This is a genomic window from Candidatus Neomarinimicrobiota bacterium, from assembly GCA_030743815.1.
GTDB lineage: Bacteria > Fidelibacterota > Marinisomatia > Marinisomatales > S15-B10 > UBA2146.
Genome location: JASLRT010000007.1, coordinates 1 through 22,359 on the forward strand (window position 1 = coordinate 1; position 22,359 = coordinate 22,359).

The 22,359-nt window shown below is 48.9% G+C and carries 17 protein-coding genes, 1 tRNA gene and 1 pseudogene; 6 read left to right on the top strand and 13 right to left on the bottom strand.

Features of this window, described 5'->3' with window-relative positions:
• The 3 genes from QF669_00690 to QF669_00700 all read left to right on the top strand — a co-directional run.
• On the top strand, nucleotides 1–660 hold a 660-nt coding region (locus QF669_00690), incomplete at its 5' end, for a CotH kinase family protein (GenBank protein ID MDP6455962.1).
• A gap of 60 nt (nucleotides 661–720) precedes the next feature.
• Nucleotides 721–1,476 carry an MBL fold metallo-hydrolase gene (locus tag QF669_00695; protein MDP6455963.1) on the top strand — a complete coding sequence of 252 codons (756 nt, stop codon included), beginning with the start codon at nucleotides 721–723 and terminating at the stop codon, nucleotides 1,474–1,476.
• Nucleotides 1,477–2,475 (top strand): NAD-binding protein, encoded by a 999-nt coding sequence (locus QF669_00700; protein ID MDP6455964.1) that lies wholly within the window; start codon nucleotides 1,477–1,479, stop codon nucleotides 2,473–2,475.
• A gap of 78 nt (nucleotides 2,476–2,553) precedes the next feature.
• Here QF669_00700 and leuS read toward each other — a convergent pair whose 3' ends face one another.
• From leuS to QF669_00730, 6 genes are all read right to left on the bottom strand, one after another.
• Entirely contained in the window at nucleotides 2,554–4,971 is a 2,418-nt protein-coding gene (gene leuS / locus QF669_00705; GenBank protein ID MDP6455965.1) for a leucine--tRNA ligase, read from the bottom strand.
• A 243-nt stretch (nucleotides 4,972–5,214) separates the two neighbouring features.
• A tRNA-Pro gene (locus QF669_00710) sits at nucleotides 5,215–5,289 on the bottom strand.
• A 412-nt stretch (nucleotides 5,290–5,701) separates the two neighbouring features.
• On the bottom strand, nucleotides 5,702–6,589 hold the full coding sequence (locus QF669_00715) for a DUF368 domain-containing protein (protein MDP6455966.1): 888 nt from the start codon (nucleotides 6,587–6,589) through the stop codon (nucleotides 5,702–5,704).
• A 207-nt stretch (nucleotides 6,590–6,796) separates the two neighbouring features.
• Nucleotides 6,797–7,459 carry a glycosyltransferase family 2 protein gene (locus QF669_00720; GenBank protein ID MDP6455967.1) on the bottom strand — a complete coding sequence of 221 codons (663 nt, stop codon included), beginning with the start codon at nucleotides 7,457–7,459 and terminating at the stop codon, nucleotides 6,797–6,799.
• 36 nt (nucleotides 7,460–7,495) lie between these two features.
• Complete coding sequence (locus QF669_00725; protein ID MDP6455968.1) at nucleotides 7,496–8,779, bottom strand: CsgG/HfaB family protein; 1,284 nt, start codon at nucleotides 8,777–8,779, stop codon at nucleotides 7,496–7,498.
• A gap of 60 nt (nucleotides 8,780–8,839) precedes the next feature.
• Nucleotides 8,840–9,652, bottom strand: a complete 813-nt coding sequence (locus QF669_00730; GenBank protein ID MDP6455969.1) for a nitrilase-related carbon-nitrogen hydrolase — start codon at nucleotides 9,650–9,652, stop codon at nucleotides 8,840–8,842.
• Nucleotides 9,653–10,144: 492 nt separating this feature from the next.
• Here QF669_00730 and QF669_00735 point away from each other — a divergent pair, with 492 nt between their 5' ends.
• Genes QF669_00735 through QF669_00745 form a run of 3 tightly spaced genes read left to right on the top strand, consistent with a single transcriptional unit; the run spans nucleotide 10,145 to nucleotide 13,192 of the window.
• Entirely contained in the window at nucleotides 10,145–10,924 is a 780-nt protein-coding gene (locus tag QF669_00735; protein ID MDP6455970.1) for a glucose 1-dehydrogenase, read from the top strand.
• Nucleotides 10,925–10,942: 18 nt separating this feature from the next.
• Complete coding sequence (locus tag QF669_00740) at nucleotides 10,943–12,133, top strand: acyl-CoA dehydrogenase family protein (protein ID MDP6455971.1); 1,191 nt, start codon at nucleotides 10,943–10,945, stop codon at nucleotides 12,131–12,133.
• Between the two features lie 3 nt (nucleotides 12,134–12,136).
• Nucleotides 12,137–13,192: a phosphotransferase family protein gene (locus QF669_00745; protein MDP6455972.1), complete on the top strand. Its 1,056-nt coding sequence runs from the start codon at nucleotides 12,137–12,139 to the stop codon at nucleotides 13,190–13,192.
• A 153-nt stretch (nucleotides 13,193–13,345) separates the two neighbouring features.
• Here the strand turns inward: QF669_00745 and QF669_00750 are convergent, their stop codons facing one another.
• The 7 genes and pseudogenes from QF669_00750 to QF669_00780 all read right to left on the bottom strand — a co-directional run.
• Nucleotides 13,346–14,416: an SMP-30/gluconolactonase/LRE family protein gene (locus tag QF669_00750; protein MDP6455973.1), complete on the bottom strand. Its 1,071-nt coding sequence runs from the start codon at nucleotides 14,414–14,416 to the stop codon at nucleotides 13,346–13,348.
• Nucleotides 14,413–15,474 carry a DUF5050 domain-containing protein gene (locus QF669_00755; protein MDP6455974.1) on the bottom strand — a complete coding sequence of 354 codons (1,062 nt, stop codon included), beginning with the start codon at nucleotides 15,472–15,474 and terminating at the stop codon, nucleotides 14,413–14,415. The genes QF669_00750 and QF669_00755 overlap by 4 nt, the downstream gene beginning before the upstream one ends.
• A gap of 71 nt (nucleotides 15,475–15,545) precedes the next feature.
• Nucleotides 15,546–15,836: pseudogene (locus tag QF669_00760) on the bottom strand (family 1 glycosylhydrolase).
• Nucleotides 15,837–15,864: 28 nt separating this feature from the next.
• Complete coding sequence (locus QF669_00765) at nucleotides 15,865–17,604, bottom strand: amidohydrolase (GenBank protein MDP6455975.1); 1,740 nt, start codon at nucleotides 17,602–17,604, stop codon at nucleotides 15,865–15,867.
• Between the two features lie 66 nt (nucleotides 17,605–17,670).
• Nucleotides 17,671–19,986: a 6-phosphogluconolactonase gene (locus QF669_00770; GenBank protein MDP6455976.1), complete on the bottom strand. Its 2,316-nt coding sequence runs from the start codon at nucleotides 19,984–19,986 to the stop codon at nucleotides 17,671–17,673.
• Nucleotides 19,987–20,155: 169 nt separating this feature from the next.
• Nucleotides 20,156–21,082 carry a hypothetical protein gene (locus tag QF669_00775; protein MDP6455977.1) on the bottom strand — a complete coding sequence of 309 codons (927 nt, stop codon included), beginning with the start codon at nucleotides 21,080–21,082 and terminating at the stop codon, nucleotides 20,156–20,158.
• A gap of 128 nt (nucleotides 21,083–21,210) precedes the next feature.
• A partial coding sequence (locus QF669_00780) for a T9SS type A sorting domain-containing protein (protein ID MDP6455978.1) occupies nucleotides 21,211–22,359 on the bottom strand: 1,149 nt, incomplete at its 5' end.

Sequence of the window (22,359 nt, forward strand, 5' to 3'; positions counted from 1 at the left end):
GACGGCTGGCACATCGAATATGAAATCAATGAGGATGACTTCTGGCAACCTCCATTCTGGTGGCAACAAATCTGGGCAGATACTTCTTTTCAGATCAGCTTTACTCAGAGATGGCGTGAACTGAGAGAGAATAGCCTGTCCACCGAGAATATTGAAGCGCTTATCGATTCGATGGTTCAGGAGATTGAAGAGGCTCAGGAAAGAAATTTCGAAAGGTGGCCGGTTCTTGGAACCTATGTCTGGCCCAATGCTCGCGTATACAATAAATATGGAGATGAAATCGGTTATCTGAAGGATTGGATAAAGGCAAGGCTGGAATGGATCGATAATAATTTGATTATTGAAGATTCAACCATCTCAATTCAGAAGGACGATGGTCTCCCTAGATCGATATTTTTATCCAATTACCCCAATCCTTTTAATGAAACTACTACTATAACCTATTCTCTGTCGCAACGGGACCGCTCTATAATCTCTGTATATGACCTAAACGGAAGGTTGATCAAACAGTATTCAGAGGAATATGAGGATGCGGGTAGCCATACGGTGGTGTGGAACGGTAAGGATTCATCAGAGCGCAAAGTAAGCACCGGCATTTATCTTATCATGGTTAGATCAGGTGATATCAGTCAATCGGCCAAGATGCTTCTGTTGAGATAGGAATATTTCACCTGAGTCTCCTGATTCCTTTTTCGAACTCAGTTCACTAAATTGCCAGACGTGAAACTGACCGTACTCGGCTCCGGCGTCTTAATCCCATTTCCCAAAAGGGGCAACAGCGGTTACTTCCTCCAGACGGAGAAACATTGTATTCTCATTGACGGAGGCTCGGGCACGCTGCGGCGAATGGTCGATTTCGGCATTGACTATAAGACCATTGACACCATCTGCTACAGTCACTTGCATCCCGATCACACACTTGATCTCGTCCCGCTCCTTTTTGCCTATCGGCACGATCCCGGACTGGTAAAACCGAAGCCGCTCCACATTGTGGCGCCGGTCGGATTTGAAAGCTATTACGATAGGTTAATGGAGTTATATGGTGAGTGGGTTTTGAGTGACTGGATTGAGATTTCAATACAGGAAATATCGAGGGGAGAAGTTGTGCTAGATGATCTGCTGTTGAGATGCGGACATACAGAACACACAGACCATAGCGTTACCTATCGATTTGAGAGGGAGCGAGGGGGGTCTGTTTTCTATTCGGGTGATAGCGACTTCAGCGATGAGTTGATCGATAGCGCTAAAGGTGTGGATATCATGATCCTGGAGTGTTCATTTCCTGACAGCCTCAAGCGGAAGGGACATCTGACCCCGTCGGAATGCGGTCGAATAGCCACGGAAGCTGGCTGCAAACGTCTCGTATTGACCCATTTATATCCCGAAATCTTGGAAACAGATATCATTTCTACGATGGCACAATACTATCAGGGAGAAGTAGATTTAGCCTATGATGGGATGGAGATAAAACTGTAGATGGGTTTCTCCAAGCTCGGAAGAATTGTAATTCTCGTCCTCGGGACTGTTCTACTGGGAGCCGCCGGTTTCAAGGTTCTCGGCGGGAAGGAGTGGTCACTCTTGGACGCGCTCTATATGGCTGTCATCACCCTTTCTACCGTCGGATTCGAGGAAGTTCACACACTGTCAGACATACAGAAGATATGGACGATTGTCATCATTTCATTTGGGATCGGGATTGTGTTTTACGCCTTCAGTCAAGCGGCTCAGTTCCTGCTAAGTTTTGATTTGCTAAGGAGAAGAAGAATGGAGAATAAAGCATCACACTTAAAGGATCACTTCATCGTCTGCGGCTACGGTAGAATGGGGAAAGTAATCTGCGGCGAACTGATAAAACAGGGGCAGCCGTTTGTGATTATTGAGAATAACATGGAAAAGATCACCAAGATTGCGGAGGAAAGCTATATCTACGTTCAGGGGGATGCAACTCTTGATGAAACTCTTCAAAAAGCGGGAATCCAATATGCGAAAGGTCTTGTGGTAGTATTGAACAACGATTCGGATAATCTCTTCGTGACCATGTCAGCAAGAACGCTGAATCCCGAGTTGTTTATTACCAGTCGTTGCAGCGTTGACTCAAATGCCATAAAACTACATCGTGCCGGCGCCGACAAGGCGGTAAATCCTTATGTTGCTGGCGGACACAGGATGGCTGAACTCCTAGTCGCGCCATATCTTGAAGATTCGGTTGAAATTCGTACCCCGGCGCGGAATGTAGACATCGGAATTGAAGAACTGAAACTGGACAGAATCCGGCGTTTCGATGGGATCACCATAAAGGATGCACATTTGAGGGAAGAATACGGTCTCCTAATTGTGGGAATAATCGGAGCTGACGATGAAGTCACACTTAATCCTGATCCAAAAAGTATTCTAAGGCACAGTGATACTGTCATGATTCTCGGAGAGAAAGATAAATTGCGGAAATTTGAAGAAGCTGAAGTAGAGGTAGATTAGAGGTCTGACAGTAGTGACTTATGCAATATATGCGTATAATATATATTATGTCTACTACGCCGTTTGATGCGACGCAACCTACACTACAATACTTAACAAGCGATCCTGAACTAAGATAGTCTTTCTGATCTCCTTGCCATCCAGATATCGTTTCACATTGGACTGTTCTAGCGCCAATCTCAATGCTGATTCTTCATCCACCCCGGGCGCTACTTCGATTTCACCACGCCGTTTCCCATTTATCTGTACCGCGATGGTGATGAGCTCCTCCTGAGCCAGTTCTTCATCATATTCCGGCCAGGGATGGTAAGACAAGGAATCGGTGTGACCGAGCTTCTGCCACAACTCCTCGCACATGTGCGGCGTGAAAGGGCTCACAAGCAGAACGAATGTCTCTGTTAGTCTTCTGGATAGTGTTTGACTTGACTTCATCACATTTGTCAATGTCATAAGCTGAGAAATAGCCGTATTGAATTTCAGTTCATTAATATCGTTGGTGACCTTCTTGATTGTCTGATGCAAGAGTCTGTTGAGTTCGTCATCTATTTCCGCATCATTCACTATGGCATCGCTCAGCGTACCGTCTCCACTGATGAACAGGGACCACACCCTCTTCACAAACCGATAGCTCCCTTTGATACCCGAAGTACTCCACGGCTTTGATTTTTCAAGAGGTCCCATGAACATCTCGAAGAGTCGCATAGCGTCCGCCCCGTACTCCTCAAGGATTTCATCTGGATTAATGACGTTTCCTTTGGACTTGCTCATTTTAGAGCCGTCTTCACCCAGAATCATGCCCTGATTAATCAGTTTCTTGAACGGTTCTTTTGTCGAAACATAGCCGAGGTCGTGCAGCACGTGATGCCAGAAGCGGGCATATAGAAGATGTAAGACAGCGTGCTCCTGGCCGCCGATATACAAGTCTACCGGCATCCAATAGCGCTCTTTCTCGAAATCCCACCCTACTTTGTCATTATGAGGATCTATGAAGCGCAGATAATACCAGCACGACCCCGCCCATTGAGGCATCGTGTTAGTCTCTCTCTTCCCCTCCTTTCCCTCGAAGGTCACATTGACCCAATCGGTGGCATTTGAAAGAGGCGGATCGCCGGTTTCGGCCGGCTGATAATCTTCAACCTCGGGGAGTTCCAACGGCAGATCGTCTTCGCTGAGAGGCACCGGATCGCCATCAACATGTATAACCGGAAACGGCTCTCCCCAGTAACGCTGGCGGGAGAAGAGCCAATCACGGAGTTTATACTGAATAGTGGCCCGACCCTTTCCGTTTTCCTCTAACCATCCGATGATCTTTGTCTTGGCTTCTTCCACATACAGTCCGTCCAATAGATCACTGTTGATGGCGGGACCGTCACCCAGGTAAGCTTCTCCGTCAAAATCGTCAGGCGGCTGCACGGTGCGAATGATCGGCAGATCGTATTTATCGGCAAAATCCCAGTCACGTTGATCTTGCCCCGGCACAGCCATGATGGCACCGGTACCGTAAGTCATAAGGACGTAATCTGAGATCCAGATGGGTATCTCTTCGTCATTGACAGGATTTATGGCGTGTGTTCCGAGGAAGACACCAGTTTTTTCCTTCTCGAGATCTGTTCTGGCAAGGTCACTTTTGCGAGCCGCTTTTTTGACATAAGCTTGCGTCTCCTCTTTCTTACTGTCGCTGGTAAGTTGGTCGACGAAGGGGTGTTCCGGGGAGAGAACCATATAGGTAGCGCCAAAAAGCGTGTCCGGCCTGGTGGTAAAGACAGTAATGGATTTACCGATGGACGGAAGCTTGAATTCCACATCAGTACCCTCAGAACGGCCGATCCAGTTGCGCTGCAACTCTTTTATCCCTTCGGGCCAATCCAGATCACCCAGCCCCGCCAGTAGACTTTCAGCATAATCGGTGATCTTCAGCATCCACTGGCGCATGGGGACGCGATAGACTGGGTGACCTCCCCTCTCTGACTTTCCTTCAATCACCTCTTCATTAGCTAGGACTGTACCCAGTTCCGGGCACCAGTTCACCGGCACTTCTGCCTCGTATGCCAGCCCATTGTTAAATAGTTGCAGGAAAATCCACTGCGTCCATTTGTAATAGCCTGGATCGGTTGTATTGATTTCCCTGTCCCAATCGTAGGAGAGTCCCAACCTTTTTATCTGGCGCCGGAAATTGTCAATATTCCTGGCTGTGGTTTCAGCAGGATGGGTGCCCGTTTGAAGGGCGTATTGCTCGGCGGGAAGTCCAAAGGCGTCCCACCCCATAGGGTGGAGCACATTGAATCCGTTCATCCGCTTGTGGCGCGCTATAATATCCGTGGCAATATAGCCCAGGGGGTGGCCTACGTGCAGACCGTGAGACGATGGATAAGGAAACATGTCGAGGATATAGTACTTTTGCTTATCAAGATCCTCAACAGCCTTGAAAGTCTTGTTTTCCTCCCAGAAGGCTTGCCATTTTTCTTCTATCGTTTTATGATTGTAATTCTTAGCCATCACTTTCGTATCCATAGTTTAGGCGCATTGGACTATGTGAAACAATCAAAGATTAGTCGTTGCGGCTTGCCTTACCCGCCCGATTTCGAGACGATGATTCCAGCGGGGTTATACAGTCATTTTTTGCGAGGATATTACTGGTGCTTGCCGGTGGAGAGACCCTCACCACCAGGAGTGAGGTTGACTAAAAGCCGTTTTAATCACCGTTATTTATATTAACATACTACCAAAACATACAATGTGTCGGGGTGGGGAGATTTGAACTCCCGACCTCTGCGTCCCGAACGCAGCGCGCTAACCGGACTGCGCTACACCCCGAATTCTTGCTGGAGGAATGGTAATTTGCATTAGCGGATAAATGCCGCAGGGAAGATTCCAATACTTCATTTCTCCATTATTCCAATATTCCCCAACTGAGAAAAAGCGGCTACGGGAATTTAGAGAGAGTTTGAGTGAGATAACAGTCAAAAGACGTACTTCAGGACGACGAATCCGCCGACGAGGAGAAGCACAAATACGATTGAGAGCAGATTGAAATAGCGATCAATAGAGGTCGTAATAGGTTCACCAAATTTTCAGATCATGCCCGCCACGAGTAAAAAGCGGGTCAAGCGACTGATAGTAGACGCCACCAGAAATAGCGGCAGAGTGATATCAAAAGCGCCAGTGGGCCATATGGCGTCTCAGTCCAGCAATCTTTTATGTTGATCGACTTCTGGAAAAGCAAACTTCATAGCTTGTTTTTTCCCAGCCGATCCAAACCATAAACCATGACAAACCCTATCACCATGCATACCAATACCAACAATATTTGAGCATCACCCTCGTAGTACTTCGCCAATACGCTTACTTCAAGAAGGGGAACCTTTTCCCCGGAAAAGTTCACGCGGGTTTCAAGAACATTGCGCCAGGGCCAGATCTTATTGAGCGATCCTAGCATAAACCCTGCCAATATGGCCAATGTACTGTTTCGGTAACGAGAAAAGGTCCAGGAGAGAACCCGGCTGAAACTTGCCAAACCAACCAGGCAGCCTAAACCAAAGACTAAAACAATCTTTAGTTGACTCAAATCTTCCATTTTAATTACTGCTTTCACAGCTGGAATTACGGTTGTATACAAGCCCATGAGCAGCAGGATAAAAGAACCCGAAATTCCTGGCAGGATCAAGGCCGAAATGGCAATTACGCCTCCCAAAAAAATATAAAGCAGATTCTGGGACCCCATGGAAGGGTTAAGAATGGTGATCCCATAGGCAATCGCGGTTCCAAAAACCAAAGCCAAAATAGATCGGACATGCCATTGGTCAACCTGCTGCCCAACGTATAGTACGGATGCTAAAATCAAACCAAAGAAAAAACCCCAAAGCGGCTCCTGATGATTAGTCAACAGATAAGAAACACCGAAAACGCCAAGTCCGATTCCGAGCACCATGCCAACCCCCAAAGTCAACACAAAACGACCATCAATTGCCTGCCAGAAGGCCAGCATACCTCCTTCCCGAAACGATCGGATAATCGAGGGGCTGAGGATAGTCTTTATAGCTTTGATCAGACGCTCGTAAATACCGGTAATAAAAGCAATGGTACCCCCGGAAACCCCTGGTACAACTTCAGCCATTCCCATGGCCATTCCTCTAAGTGCAATAGCGATTGAATTCATAGGTCTAAAGGTAAAATAAAGCCCCGAAAAGGTTTAAAATTAAATTAAACTTATTCATTTTGGAAGCTATAGACCAGAACTAGGTCCGGCCTTACGCAGACGATATTGCCCCGATACCATTAAATATCTACCCAGCGTATTGACACGCTCATCCAACCGAACATGTTACCAGAGGAAACTTCTTAAATACATGGCGATGAATTTAAATGTATCGTATACATTTCTCATGGCAGATTTTTCGCCAGCGTAGATGGTGGGAATTGGAACGTGACGTATTCGATATCCTGCCAGGACTGCCCGCATTAGAAGTTCACTCTCGAATTGAAAGCCGTGCTGTATGAATGTCAATTGGGTGATGATCTTCGAAGGAAAAGCGCGGAAACCACATTGAGAATCCTTTATTTGCATGTTGGACCGTATTGATAGCAATAAAGAAGTGACAGCATTGGAAAAAATACGGTGAGGCGGCATTTTCGAATAATCCCTTCTCCACGCTACCACAACTGATTGCTTATCGACTTTTCTCAAGAGAGCTACAATGGATTCAGGCGGATGCTGCAGATCGACATCCATAGTTACCACATAATCGAAGCCGTTATCATACGCATAGTTGAGGCCGGTCATAAGAGCGGCGCCTTTACCCCTGTTTTCTATGTGATCCAGTTGATTTAGAGATTGCTGCGCAAGGAGTTTGCCGGTGCCGTCGGTACTGCCGTCATTCACAAAGAGGAAGTTGTCTATATCCGCGGCTGACAGTCGTTTTAGAAGAGATGGAATCGTCGCTTCGCCGTTGTATACTGGAATGATTACGAGGAATGACTGTTTCAAATCGAAGAACGGTTGTCAGGCAATGCGCTAGCGAGACTAGCGGGCGTATTGTCTAAGCGAGGCGGAGAGAGATTTTGCCAAATTGTTGGCGGCACGGCTGACCATCTCATCGGCTACCGGTACCAGCTGCTCCCGGCGGCCGGTAAGTTGCTTTGAGCGCCAGCTGAGAGCACGCTCGTCTCCGGCAAACGTAGCCCAATCCTTCTCAATACTGGCTTCACCGCTGAAAGATTCACTCTGAAGAATTCTAGCGGTCTGCACATCGATGATGTTATAAGATCCGCGAATAGTGGCTGCCGTAGACCTTTTGTAGATCTTTACATTTGCGGTGACCTCTCCTTTAATATCCCTCATTTTCTCCTTCCCTTCGTCATTCACGTATCGCTCTTTGCGAATTACCACCCGTCTACTTTCCTTATAGGTATCTTCAGTTGTTCTTTCAGGAGTGACAATGATCTGAGTAATCTTGCCTGTGACTATTTCGTGGACGCCGAGAATCTTGCCTACATCCACGGCCATCTGGGCATCAATAACACCTGATTGGGCCAGCGCCTGCTCGCGCATGACACGATCCAACTGGTCGCGGGAAACAATTTCCAGAAACTCAGTTGCAGCGGGATCGTTCAACACATCGCTGATGACCATGTCGACGATGGTTTCATTGACAGCGCCATACTTACGCCTCTTGCCGCTCTTATCTTCGAAAGGGATGATGGCAATTCTAAGGATGGCCTCCAGCCGCATGGTTTCATATTTTTCGGCGGAATCTTTGAATCCGGCCACAAAACGCAAAGAAGTTTTAAACTCCTTGGCTGCCTTCTTCTTGTTATCGATCCCTTCCAGAGAGGAATATGTCACTCCCTCATTATAATGTACTTCCGCCGCTATTTGTTTTGCTTCTTCAAGAGGATCGAAATAATGCTTAACATCAAATTCAATTATTTCACTTCTCCCTTCCAATCTCAATATCGGCAACTGTTTGATGACACGGTTAAGCCTCTCGAGAGCTTCATATTCTGAAACAATCCTGTCCCAGCGAAATTTATCTTCGGAATTATGCAGTTGACCGAGGGTAGTCTCGTGATCGATCACCGCCGCTCTGAAGGCGTCTTGGATCAGTAACTGCGCCTTCTCGTAACTTGGATTGATGCGCAGCGACTGAGCACAATCGTAAACCGCTTCATCATAATCGCCGCGCTGATAACTGTCACGGGCGCTGCGCTCGAGCTGTCCGTAAGCAGTGAACATGGCACAGCCAGTTAACAGGAATTGACAGATTGCCACGAAAAGAACGATAATTCTCTTTAGATAATCGTCCATCACTGCGGGAATTTACACGAGAGAAGACTATTAATGACGCAGAAAGTGAGGGTCCAAATGTTAGTCCAGAGGATAGATATTCGGCCGCCTGTCTCGGAAGAACATAGTCCTGGCGTGGGACTGACCAACTTCAGAGAGGTCAATATCTGTTACCAGCACAAAATCCTCTCCTCGCGGGGCCCTCGCAACGACCGCACCGGAAGGTGAGGTGACAAATGATTCTCCCGCAAAGTTCATTTCGCCCTCTCTGCCGACACGATTCGCCAGCGCACAGTAGTATCCGTTCTGGAATGACGCCACCTGAAGCTCCGCCTCGTAAAGTCCTTCCGGCCACTCACCCGCCGTTCCCGCCTGGGGAATCACCACAAGTTCCGCTCCCTTAAGTCCGAGGGCACGCATGTACTCAGGATAGTGACGGTCGTAGCAGATGGCCACACCCACCTTCCCCACTGATGTATCGTATACGGGCGCCCCGCTGTCACCCGGGGTGTAATAGTCCTTTTCGTAGAAACAGGCGTAATCGGCGATGTGAGTCATCCGTGTCACGCCTAATAGAGTACCATCTGAATCGATGACGGGAGACGAATCGTAGGTCATATCTCCAGCCCGCTCGAAGAGGTTGATGATCATCACCATCCCCAGCTCCTTCGCTTTCGCAACGAACGCATCTGTAGTGGGACCGGGGACGGTTTCAGCAAGTTTTAGGACGTCCTCTTCGGCGCGGTACTGTGGGTGGAAGCGGGTGAAGGCCAGTTCGGCATAGACAGCCAGCTTTGCGCCTTCTAAGGAAGCTTTTTTGAGATGCTTCAGACCGTGGTCGATGTTCTTCCGTTTATCTTCTGTTGCGTGCTGCTGGATGAGGGCGATTCGCATGATATGAGGAGTGTAAATTCACTACTACGGCGAGAAGAAGCAAAACAAAATTCCAATAAAATCTCAGACAGGACGCAGCGTCCGGTCAGTGCAAATAGGGATTAATTTACTTGTGAAGATACTTGCCACCCGACCAGTACGGTATTATTCATTGTTCTGCGTAGAAGTATCTGAATGATGCGGCGTATTTCGTCTTCCTGTCATGTGCCAGTTCCGTCAGGTTGATACCGTACTGTTTGATGGCGTCAACGCCATTTTCCGGGTTTCATCTGCCTATTTACATTGTCCTTGGATATCTCCTTCCGTTTACGCCTTTCAGTGTGCATAACCTGTGCCAATCCCTTGAGATCGCTGGTCTGTTTGACATAATGACACCCCCCTGACATATGGACCCCGCCAGCGTCTCTTGAGCGGCATTCTGTCATTCCTCTAATCCTTTCCATGAAAGCGCTTTTCTTCCTATTTTCCCTTATTCATGGCGAACAATACGGAATGACAGTCAGCACACAATTTGATCTGACCGGTAAAGTGGCCATTGTCACCGGCGGCTCGAGGGGGATTGGGAAATCCATCGCTAACTGTTTCGCCACAGCCGGCGCCAATGTAGTAATCGCCAGTCGAAAAAAGGAAGGGCTGGACAAGGCGGCAAAGGGGATCAAGAAAGGTGGTGCATCCGTTCTCACCGTGGCTACTCATACAGGTGATGACGAGGCTGTCCAATCGCTGGCTTCAAAGACTATTGACACTTTTGGTGCCATCGACATTGTTGTCAATAATGCGGCCACAAATCCCCATTTCGGACCCCTCTTTGGCTCAGATGAAAGTCATTGGGACAAGATATGGGAAGTCAACGTTAAGGGATACTATAAGGTGGCCAACGCGTGCCTCAAGACTATGAAAGAACGTGGCGGCGGCAAGATCATCAACATGGCCAGTATTCTGGGAAAGATTCCCGGCTCGGGTATGGGCATCTACAGCATCAGTAAAGCGGCGGTCATCATGCTTACAAAAGTGATGGCACAGGAGCTGGCGAAGGATAATATTCAGGTCAACGCGATTGCACCGGGATTTGTTAAGACTGATTTCAGTCGCACTCTCTGGCAGAATGAAAAACTCCACGACACCATCGTCAGGGGAATCCCCCAAGGCCGCATGGCCGATCCTGATGAGATTGTTGGGATTGCCCTCTACCTCGCCTCAAGTACCTCGGATTACACTACAGGAGAAACGATTTTTGTTGATGGTGGACAGTCACTTGGGCCGGCCATCTAATTTCATGCAGAGGAAAACATGACTAAGCTGAACGAAACAGATATCGTTGCCAAAGTAAGAAAGTTTTTAGCGGAAAATCTCATTCCGCTTGAAGAAGAGTTTCTCCTCAACGGATTTCTCTCGGTTTCGGAGGTTCTCGAGGAAAAGCGACAGCTCGCCAAGAAGGAAGGTCTATGGACGCCGTATCTGCCCGAATCGGACGGTGGACTTGGTCTCTCTCTCACCCAATTTGCGGCGGTGAGTGAAGAACTCGGTCGTACGCCGCTGGGACATTACGTCCTCAACTGCCAGGCGCCCGATATCGGAAACATCGAGCTGGTCTCACTCCACGGCACGGCTGACCAGAAACGGGTCTTTCTTGAACCTCTCATCAGAGGAGAGATTCGAAGCTGTTTCGCCATGACTGAGCCGGAGAATCCGGGGTCCAATCCTGTGCTGCTTGACACGTCAGCAGAAAAGGATGGCGATAACTATCTCATCAACGGCCAGAAATGGTTCACCAGTTCCGCTGATGGAGCTTCTTTCACAGTTGTGATGGCTGTTACAAATCCGCAATCGGAGAGCAAGTATGGCAGGGCAAGCATGATCCTCGTTCCCATGGATGCATCGGGCCTGGAGATTGTGGAGAACACACCTGTCATGGGCGGCACGGGAGAGGGTTATGCCAGCCATTCCGAATTGCGATTCACCGATTGTCGAGTCCCCAGTGATAACTTGCTCGGTCCCGAGGGCGAAGGATTTCGACTGGCTCAGGAGCGGCTCGGTCCCGGCAGAATTCATCACTGTATGAGATGGATCGGGATCTGCGAACGCGCCTTTGATCTCATGTGCCGTCACGCATCCCGCCGTCGCATAACGAGCGATAGTCTTTTGGCGGACCAGGCCATTGTGAGAGCATGGGTTGCTGAGAGCCGCGCCGAGATAAATTCGGCACGCCTGATGGTTCTTGACGCCGCTGAAAAGGTGGAACGCCAGGGGACCAGCAGTGCGCGGACTGAAATCTCACTCATTAAGTTTTACGTTGCTAGTATCCTTCAGAAAATCCTCGACCGCGCCATCCAGGCACTCGGCGCCCTTGGTGTAACGGACTACACCCCCCTCGCCTACTGGTACCGCCACGAACGGGCAGCGCGCATCTATGACGGACCGGACGAAGTCCACAAACTGTCGGCCGCGAAACAGATACTGAAAAAGTACGACTCGGAGTAAGCTATGTGCTATTCCGAGGACACCATTGACGTCCGTCCAGAAGAGCGGTTTGATACCGTCCGCTTACGCGAGTACTTGAAAGGATCACTCGAGGGAACGCAGAATAAGCTGAAGGTTCGTCAATTCAGCGGCGGCGCGGCTAACCTCACCTACCTTCTCGATTACGGCACACATGAATACGTACTCAGACGTCCCCCTCTCGGTCCCGTAGCCCCCACCTCCCACGACATGGCTCGCGAATACCGGGTGCTGTCGATTCTGTACAAGACATTCCCTTGTGCCCCGCAAGCTTTCCTTTTTTGTGATGACAGTAAAGTCATCGGTGCTTCTTTTTTCATCATGGAGAGGAAGCGAGGTGTGGTGGTACGTAAAACCGTACCGGAAGTGTTTGTCGCGATGGAGGATTCCCCCCGGCGGATGAGCGAAGCCCTCGTAGACCGTCTGGCGGAGTTCCACGCGGTCGACTTTGCGTCGTTGGGACTTGGGGACCTTGGCAGGCCTGAAGGATTCATCCAGCGCCAGGTAGAAGGGTGGTTCAAACGGTGGGAAGCGGCAAAGCACGAAGATCTGGAAGAGATGGATGATCTTTATGCATGGCTCACTGAGAATCTCCCAACGGTGAGCGATACTGCTCTCGTGCACAATGACTACAAATTAGACAACCTCATGTTCTCCCCCACTGACCCCGGGCACGTGGTTGCCATCTTTGATTGGGACATGTGCACTCTCGGTGATCCCCTCAACGACCTTGGTGCGCTGCTGTGCTACTGGAGTGAGCCGTCCGATCCGGCCTTCTTCAAGCGAGCATCCATGATGCCCACAGACGTGCATTTCCTGACGCGGGAGGCGTTAGTGCAGAGATACGCTGAGAAAGGCACCCGGAATGTGACGAACATCAGATTCTACCACGTGCTGGGGCTTTTCCGCTTGATCGGTATAGCGGCGCAGATTTACATCCGTTTCGTGCGAGGACAAACCAAAGATGCACGCTTTGCGGCCTTTGGTGATCTGATTCCGCTCATCTCGAGATACGCACTCTCGCTTATAGCAAAGACCTAACCGTCACGTCAACAATCACTCTTGCATATTCAGTATGGAAAACCAAGGTTTATCTGCACAAGAAAACTTTAGAACAACTCATAGGAGCCTTGATACTGAAACCATAGAGGTTTGGCAATCTTCTATGGTTTACACAAACCGTTTTACTAGAAATCAGGGCGCCGTTACCCGGGCAAAACCGTTATAGGTGAGGCTCCCAAGGAAGAGCATCCCATCATGCTCCTCCACACTGGTAATGGGCGAAAAAGATTCCGGTGATGGGTCCTGCAGGTTATGAAGGATGTTTCCATCCCCGTCGATGCCGATGACAAAACCGTAGTGCTCCGGCGCAGGTTGCATGGACTCGGGCAGTCGCATGATAAGTTTTCTCATGAACGGTTTATGAGACAGGTTGTCAAGGATATCCTTGCGCTTTGAAGGGAAAGCAATCCAGAACGTTCCTTTCCCGTTGGATGAGATCCCGTCGGGTATGCCAGGGAGATTCTCCAGAAGAACCTCTGACGTCCCCGCCTTCTCGCCCGCTATCCGCACCTTTTGCACCGTGTAGGAACTTGTCTCATTCACAAGCACATACATTTGATCGGGACTGACGGCGACACCGTTAGCAAAATAGAGACCGTCTTTCACGACGCTGGTCTCTCCGCTGATAGGATGGTACGCTAACAGTCTCCCGTTTCCCCGGTGTTCCATTATGTCTGACCGATAATCTTCAATGCCAAACTTATGCGATGCATCAGTAAAATAGATCGTGCCATTCTGCGCAATATCCACATCATCAGTAAACTTGAACGGGACGCCTCCGGCTTCAGTCGCGAGGACCGTCAGCTCTCCATCGGGCGAAACGGACAAAAGCCCTCTCTTGGCGTCGCAGATGATGAGATTGCCGTCAGCATCAAACTCCATGCCGAGAGGTCTTCCGCCTGTGTTGACGAACAGTTCACTGTTTTCCCCGCTGCTGTCGTAGCGCAGTACGCGGCCGTCTTCATACGGTGCATAAATCCTGCCTTCGCTGTCCACTTCAATATCCTCCGGACCGATACCGTCACCCTTTCCGAAAATATCAGCTTGCGCTAGATAGTCATTGGGTGCGAATTTACCATCGAGTGATGGAGCTGGTTTCGATTCCCAGGCAACGGGATCAACGGCAACAGGCCAGAATGCAAGGTAAAGAAGGAGCAAGACTATTACGGCCAATACAGTTTTGATAAACGATTTTATTATCACGGCTGGAACCGGGGATTAAGGTCTACACTCTCGTGGCCGGTGAGATTAACATGGTTTCCGCCATCACTGTCCATGATGTAGATTTCCGCATTACCGTCCCGATTTGATACAAACGCTATCCACTCCCCATCCGGTGATATAACCGGATAATCGTCATACGCCTCGTTTTGTGATAGATTTGTCTGATTACCTCCATCAAACAGATCCATAGAATAGATTTCACTGTTGCCGTCCCTGTCAGTGACAAAGATAACGGTCTTGTCATCGGGTGAAATCACCGGCAACGTATCGTCACTGTCACTCTGCGTCAGGTTCGACTGCTCAGCGCCGTCAACATCTATGACGTATATTTCATGATTCTGATCCCTGTTTGAGTCAAACAGGATACTTTCCGAAACGGAATGCCATGCGGGTCTCAGATCATCACCAGGACTGTTGGAAAGATTTACTCTATTTGCGCCACTAATATCTACCTTAAAAATATCGTAACCGGTATCTGTTATTGAGGCATAAACAATTTGCTGTCCGCTGGAGACAAAAGCGGGTTGAATATTCCACCCCTCAGTTGCCACTGCAATCTTGTTCTGCCCGTCAACATCCATTACTGTAATATTAGAGACTCCAGTGAAACCAGGATCAGTGACATAAGCTATGCGGGAGCCCGTCGCTGAGTAAACCGGCGATCGATCGCTGCCGCTGCTGTAAGTGAGAATTGCCAGATTTTCCCCGTTGATATCCATAGAATAGATATCCCGATTGCCGGCACGATCGCTGACAAAAGCTATTTTTTTACCGTCGGGAGAAAATACCGGCGAATGGTCGTCAGCTTCATTGTCGGTCAGGTTTATGGCATCACTGCCATCTATTTCCATTATGTAGATTTCCAGGTTACCGTCACGCTCAGATACGAATATGATCTTAGGATCAGTATTGACATCCGGTCCGGGCGGTTCCTGACAGGTGACGAGGAACACTAGTAACGGCGCTGAAAGAAGCGATGAGAGGTGAGAAACGTGTGATGGCGTTCCGCGACGGATGCATTGGAACCACGGCAGCATAATACTTCAAGTCTTCTTCGCTATTCTCCTGAATGATCTCTAACGATACGGACAAAGGCTCCGGCACCGTCTCAAAGTTTTCTCTCCTGCGTTGCGAAGTTAACTTCGTAAAGACCGAATTTCATGTCATAACCTTCAGACCACTCAAAATTGTCCATGAGGGTTCAGTAGAAATATCCCCTCACATCATAGTCTTCTTCCAGCGCCCTTGAGACTGCGTAAAGATACCGTTCGATGAAAGTCGCCCGCCTGTCATCTTGAGCATCGGCGATACCGTTCTCAGTGATGAAAATAGGGACGCCCAATTCGGATATCCTCTCAATTGAACGGTAGAGACCTTCCGGATAGATGGGATAAGCCATATCGGTCATCCAATCATTCTCATAGAACTCAATCGTCCCTCTCTCCCGTCTCTGTCTCTTTACCATCCGCCCGGTGGTATTCGATCTTGCCGTTAACGATGGTATAGAGGATCTCTGTATCGATGATTGCATCCTCATCCACTGTCATCATATCTTGCGACAGGACAGCAAAATCGGCCACCTTGCCCACTTCGATGGAACCTTTTAAATCCTCTTCGAAGGCTCCGTAAGCCGCGCTGAGCGTGTAGCTTTTCAACGCTTCCTGGCGCACCATCTTCTGATGGGGTTCGTATCCTCCCGGCGGTTCACCCTCAAGGGTACGCCTTGTGACGGAGGCATAGAAACATTCGATGGGACTTATCGGTTCCACCGGAACGTCCGTGCCGTTGATAACTACTGCGCCGGAATCGATCAGCTTGCGCCAGACATAGGCGCCCTCCTCGATGCGCTTCTTGCCAAGTCTGTCAATAGCCCAGGGACGGTCAGAACTCATATGTATCGCCTGAACTGAGGCGATGACTCCCAAACCGTTGAAACGGGGCAAATCCTGGGGATCGATATGTTGGGCGTGCTCAATCCTGAAGCGGTGGTCACCGGCCTTCTCCGGATACTTGTTGAACACATCTTCGTATTGATCCAGTACTTCCCGAACGGCACGGTCACCGATGGCGTGTGCATTGACCTGAAAACCGCTGCGCAATCCCTTTTCAGCCACTTCGTGAACATAGGTCATAGGCTGGGTCGCCATACCGTAGTGACCTTCCCTATCGTTATATTCATCAAGGAGCCAGGCACCCCTTGAGCCGAGGGCACCGTCAGTATTGAGCTTGATGGCGCGGATGGTGAGAAAGTTGTCGCCCAGGCCGATCTCAGGCCCTTTCCCGTACCAGTCGTCAAGAAGTAACGGTTCGCGGCCGGTGAGCATTACATAAAGGCGGACACGGAGTTTCCCCTGATTGAGAAAGTCGTAGTAAATCTCAATAGTCGATCTACCAGCTCCGGCATCATGAAAGGTGGTCACACCGTGGCGCAAGCACTCATCGATGGCAAGTTCCAGCGCCCGCGATCTTGTGTCCACAGTATCCTTGCTTATATAACTCCAGATAAGATTCTGCGCCACCTCATTGAAGATTCCCGTCGGTTCACCGTTCTCATCCTTGATAATCTCTCCTTCTCCGCCAAAAGTTGATTCAGAAGTAATGCCCGCAATCTCCATCGCTCTTGCATTGGCGAAACCGGCGTGACCGCTGGCGTGAGTGAGGAAGATGGGATTCTGTGGTGAGATGGCACTTAGCTTGTGATGCGTCTGAAATCCTTTGATCATCGGCTTTGGCTGTGGCATCCATTTGCTCTGGTGCCAGCCGCGTCCTAGAATCCACTGGCCGGGCTCTACCCTGTCCATCGCCTGCTTCACTTTAGCCACCAGTTCATCATAATTCCTGGTTCCGGTCAAATCGAGTCGCATCATTGAATTGCCGAGACTCATCATGTGCCCATGAGATTCGATGAACCCGGGAACAACAGTTTTGCCGTTTAGTGAGAGAATTTCTGTATCTTCTCCCGTAAGCGGCTCCATAGCAGCATTCGTACCGACAGCTACAATTTTGCCGTTAGATACAGCTACCGCCTGGACCGTGGGCGCGTTCTGATTCATAGTGTAGATATTCGCATCGCGAAGGACAAGATCGGCTTTTTCCGATTCCCCGCAACCATAGATGGCAATACCGTAACACAGTACAATCAAGCTAATATTTCTCTTCAAATTCATCATTTGATCTCTCTTTGATTTTGAATCACGGATGCTGTCATGTTAAGGCGTCCGATGGAGCTGTGCTCATAGCTCTCCCTCAATGGATTTCTCCAGCCGCCGTGCTTCAGACAGAAATTTATCCACCGTCAACTCTTTCAGGAACAGGGCGCCGTGAGCTGCGCGCAATCTCGGATGTTCGTTCTGATACCAGAAATCACGTCCCAATACAAGCTGTAAAGTCTGATTCTGTGCTACCCAGATCTTCTGGACCAGATCACAAAAAGGACCATCCAGTTCATGACTGGGAAACGACGCACTCTTTTGGCTCAGATAGCAAGTCAAAAACGTGTCACGGAGCATAGTCAGCGAGTTGAGTGAAACGGGCACAATAATGTCAGCTTCTGCGGCATCAAAGCTATACCAGACGTTGCGGTATCCCCAGATCCGCAGCTGAGACAGATCACTCTCTTCGTTCCACATGCGCACCGCCTCGGCGATAGCCTGGAGTACCTTATAGTGAGTGTCAGGTCCGCTCCCTTCCGGATCGAGTGCCAAGGTTATCACCGTTGGTTTAATTGATCTAAGTTTCTCAAGGATCGGCTCAACATCGCGTTTAGATTCAGGCGTTTCTGTGAATATATCGCCGGTATAGAAACCGAGGCGAAGATGGCTTATGTCCTTTGTCTGTACGCCGTAGTGCGACCATACCAGTTCCTCTTCGAATTCTCTTATCATCCCTTTCAACTGCTGAACATCAGGCCGGTTCTTTTCTCCATCGTAACAGTCGTCAAGATAACGGATCACTTCATCGATCTTTTTTTCCAGCGACGCCAGAGAATCGATAGCATAGATTTCTACCAGCGCCCGGATAACACGATGAGCAAGACCGCGGTGGCGCCCCTCTGGATTGTTGGAAGCGATCCTGTCAAGGTAGTGGAACACGTCCTTGTCGCGCTTGAGCAGATAGCCCGTCTTAAAGAAATCGGGATAGTATATCATCTGTATCAATCCCTGATCCAGAAAGTCCTTTATGTTTATAAGAATCTGGCGTACGTAGCCATTAGTTACTGAGGTAAATCCTGACGTGAGGATACAGAAATGATGCCTGTTCAGCGGTGAGCGGACAAGGTGCGCAATGTGCGGCAAATATCCCAGCATAATGTCGTCGTGGTGCGGACCCGTATGAAAGAATGTCTGGTTCTCTTCAAAAGTCAGTCCGCGTTCGAGTTTTTGCGCGAAGGAAGCGAGTACCTGAGGCACAGTCTGGTCAGTGAGGTCCGGGATTATAGCGTTGATCCTGTCACTCTTCAGGTCATCAAGGGTAAGTCGGTGTCCGAACCTGTTAAGTTTATGGCAGAGATTGACGATGGCCCTCTCTGTCTTCTCCCGGCTCCACGGTTCCGCAGTCAAAGCGTGCACGTGGACGTCTTCCAGTCGGCATGCCGCTCCTCTGGTGAGATAGAAACGGGCTCCGTTAAGGCGAGACAGTACAGTGGCCGGGTAACTGATATCTTCACTGCTTTCCATGGACGCCCTGACGATTTCAGCCTTTGCCTCGCCGGCAGCTATGATAATCGCTGTCGCTGCGGGATTTCCAGTGATTGTGGAAAGGCCTATAGTAATAACCGGCCGGGTCCTGGATACTTCAATGCCGCCGAGATCCGAGGCGGCGGTGGCCTGGGTCTCGAAGTTGGTCTCCGTAAGCCTGGTGGTTGAATTGTGATCAGAACCGCGAACATTGAAAGCGATGTGACCATCAGGACCGATACCACCGATAAAAAATCCGATCCCTCCTCTGGCACGAATCTCTTCCTCGTACTCCGAACACCACTGATCAGCCATATAGATGGTTCTCTTCTGGTCTTCCTCCAGTGATGACGCGGGATTACGGTAGCGCAATGTCAGATCAAGCCGGTTATCGGGAAATATCTCGCTGAGGGGCTTCCCATCAGCGGACGGAATTTCGTGGCAGCTGATGAGCTTACACCTGTCTTCAGACAAACCAAATCCCTGGATGTAATAGTGTTGCACAAAATAGTAAAGTGAATTGTGATAAGCGGGATCAATAGGATAAAACTCGTCCATCTGAACAAAATGAAGTCCCCGGAGACTGGGACTTTTGTCCAGCGTTAACCCGTTGTCCTTTCGCAGTTTCTCAAGCTGACGATCGTCCCAGTTCCGCAGCAGATGCTGGACCCACTTGATGAAATATTCCGGTGTCTTGCCTGTGGGCATACTGACAGTTCCTTCGGGATTCTCGTTGATCCATTCAAAGAACCTGAGAGCGGTCAGAAGACCGAGACGGGGCAGGTTGTCAACGACAATGAATGGAATATGAGAACGGGCGCGAGTGATCTCACTCCGCTTCAGAAAAGATTGCTCAACGCTGGAAGGAATCATATGTCGTTTTGGGCTGACTATTGAGGAGTGATGATGTTGTTAATTCATTCATAAACGTTAAACCCAAGCGCAAGTAATCTACATCCGATTGGGTTAAATACGCCACAGAGATAAACAACCGTCAATAAGCATAAACTAAAGGAGATGTCCAGCCGGGAACCTTGGAGGTTTAACGCGGGGGACGACGGATGTTATATTTCAGGTTGTATGCCCTGTAATATTCGTCGAGAGATGCGGGATAGCGGCGTCCGCCCCAGACATAGCGGAGGGAATCTGTGGTGTGCACTTCCTCAACCTCCGGATAGGTCAGTTTAATATAGTAAAAAACCTGCTTGCCGATACGAATGATCTGATCTTCCGCGGGTTGAACACCTAAAACTTTTTCCATCATATCAATGTGATTGGTCTTCATCTGATCCAGCACAATCGATTCAAGCTTGGCCTCAAGTCCCCAAACATACTTTGCTTTGGTAGCCATACTTATGAGACCGGAAACTCGCGGATTGTTCATATTCTCCAGGGCGATCCTTGACGAAACAAGATTCTCATAGTCCACGTCAGCATTGAAAATGACCGGTGTTTCCGACGTTATCATCATGTCTGACACTGTCTGAAAAGAGTCGTGTATTTCCCACCAAAATTGAGATGCGGGCATGGTTCCATCCACAAACTGGATAACAATCTTGCTGTTTGCGGAAGCTGAGACTGACGTCCCGTTGCGTCCCAGGGGGATGCGGCACTGAACTGTAATTATGGATGGATAGAACAGCTTCCCTTCGCTTTCACCGGCCTTCTCCAGCTGATAGGTGATGGCTTTCCCAACGGAGGCAAAACCGAGCATCATAGCTTCTTCAAAGTTGTTGCGCCGAGTATTGATGGATACGTCAAGGATTGAGTTATTGTTAGGTCCCTCAACCAGGGATAGCCCTTCGCCAGCCAGATTGATACGGTAGTACCTGAGGAGAGAACGGGTGTTGTTAATGAAACCGTATCTCAAATCGTCAGCGGAGCGGCCATCATCCAGCTGGTCTGAGCCCGATGAGACGGAGATGGATAGACTTATAAGAGCTGGGAATAGTATACTTGTCTTCTTCATTTTGACGCTCTTGAGATCAAAATACGAATGAAATATACTATCTATCCACTTATTATTTTCAAGGCGGTGTTTCGCCTTTATAGCTGGTTGAAATTCTGGTATGGAATGTTCTTCCAATGTCCATAGTTTTATTTCAACAACACCATCTTCCGGGTCTGAGTGAAGTCTCCCGCCTCTATCTGGTACAGGTAAACACCAGCACTTACTTGTCTGCCTAAGTCATCCGTCCCATCCCAGACAGCTGTTCTGTTACCAGCATCCTGTGATTGATTTACAAGGGTTTTTATCTGTTTGCCTAGTAAATCATAGATGCCAAGAGTGACCTGAGCCTGTTCTGGCAGGTCATAGCTTATTGTGGTGGTAGGATTGAAAGGGTTGGGATAGTTGGCGTGTAGTGCGAATGACTCAGGTATTAGTTCACTTTCATTGATATTCAACTGGCTACCATCAATGGTTAATGTGAAAGGACCGTTCTCAGCATAAACATCATTCTCTCCATCGGTAGCAACTATTGTCCAGGTTCCTGAGATAAGTTCAACACCAGCAGTGTGCATATAGTCTTCAATATGATGATAGGGAACCTTGTACATATTTGAGGTGATTTCCTCGTCAGAGGGAACAATGAACCTTATATACTCTGGCAAGTCGCCTGTCAATTCTCTACTATAAGTTACTGGTTGAGTGTCTACAGACTGGTTCCACGCAAAGTAGAGCGTATCAAGGAAATTGGCTCTTGTTAGAATGATGGTCGTGTTGTTCGGGGGGTATACAAGGTCGAATGGCGAGGGTGGAAAGAAAATCTTTCTGATCTTATGATTATGTTCATCTGCAACATACACATTGCCGCTGCCGTCTACTGCTACGCCAGAAGGCTTATTAAATGATGCTGCTGCCGTGCCTGTTCCATCATCAGAGCCTACAGAACCGCTTCCCGCTAACGTTGTTACCACGCCCGCTGATGTTATCTTTCTGATCTTATGATTATAATAATCTGCAACATACATATTGCCACTACCATCTATTGCTACACCAAAAGGCCAATAAAATGATGCTGCCGTGCCTGTTCCATCTTCAGAGCCTATAGAGCCGCTTCCCGCTAACGTTGTTACCACACCTGCTGATGTTATCTTTCTGATCAGATGATTAAATTGATCTGCAACATACACATTGCCGCTGCCGTCTACTGCTACGCCAGCAGGACGATAAAATCTTGCTGCCGTGCCTGTTCCATCTTCAGAGCCTATAGAACCGCTTCCCGCTAACGTTGTTACCACGCC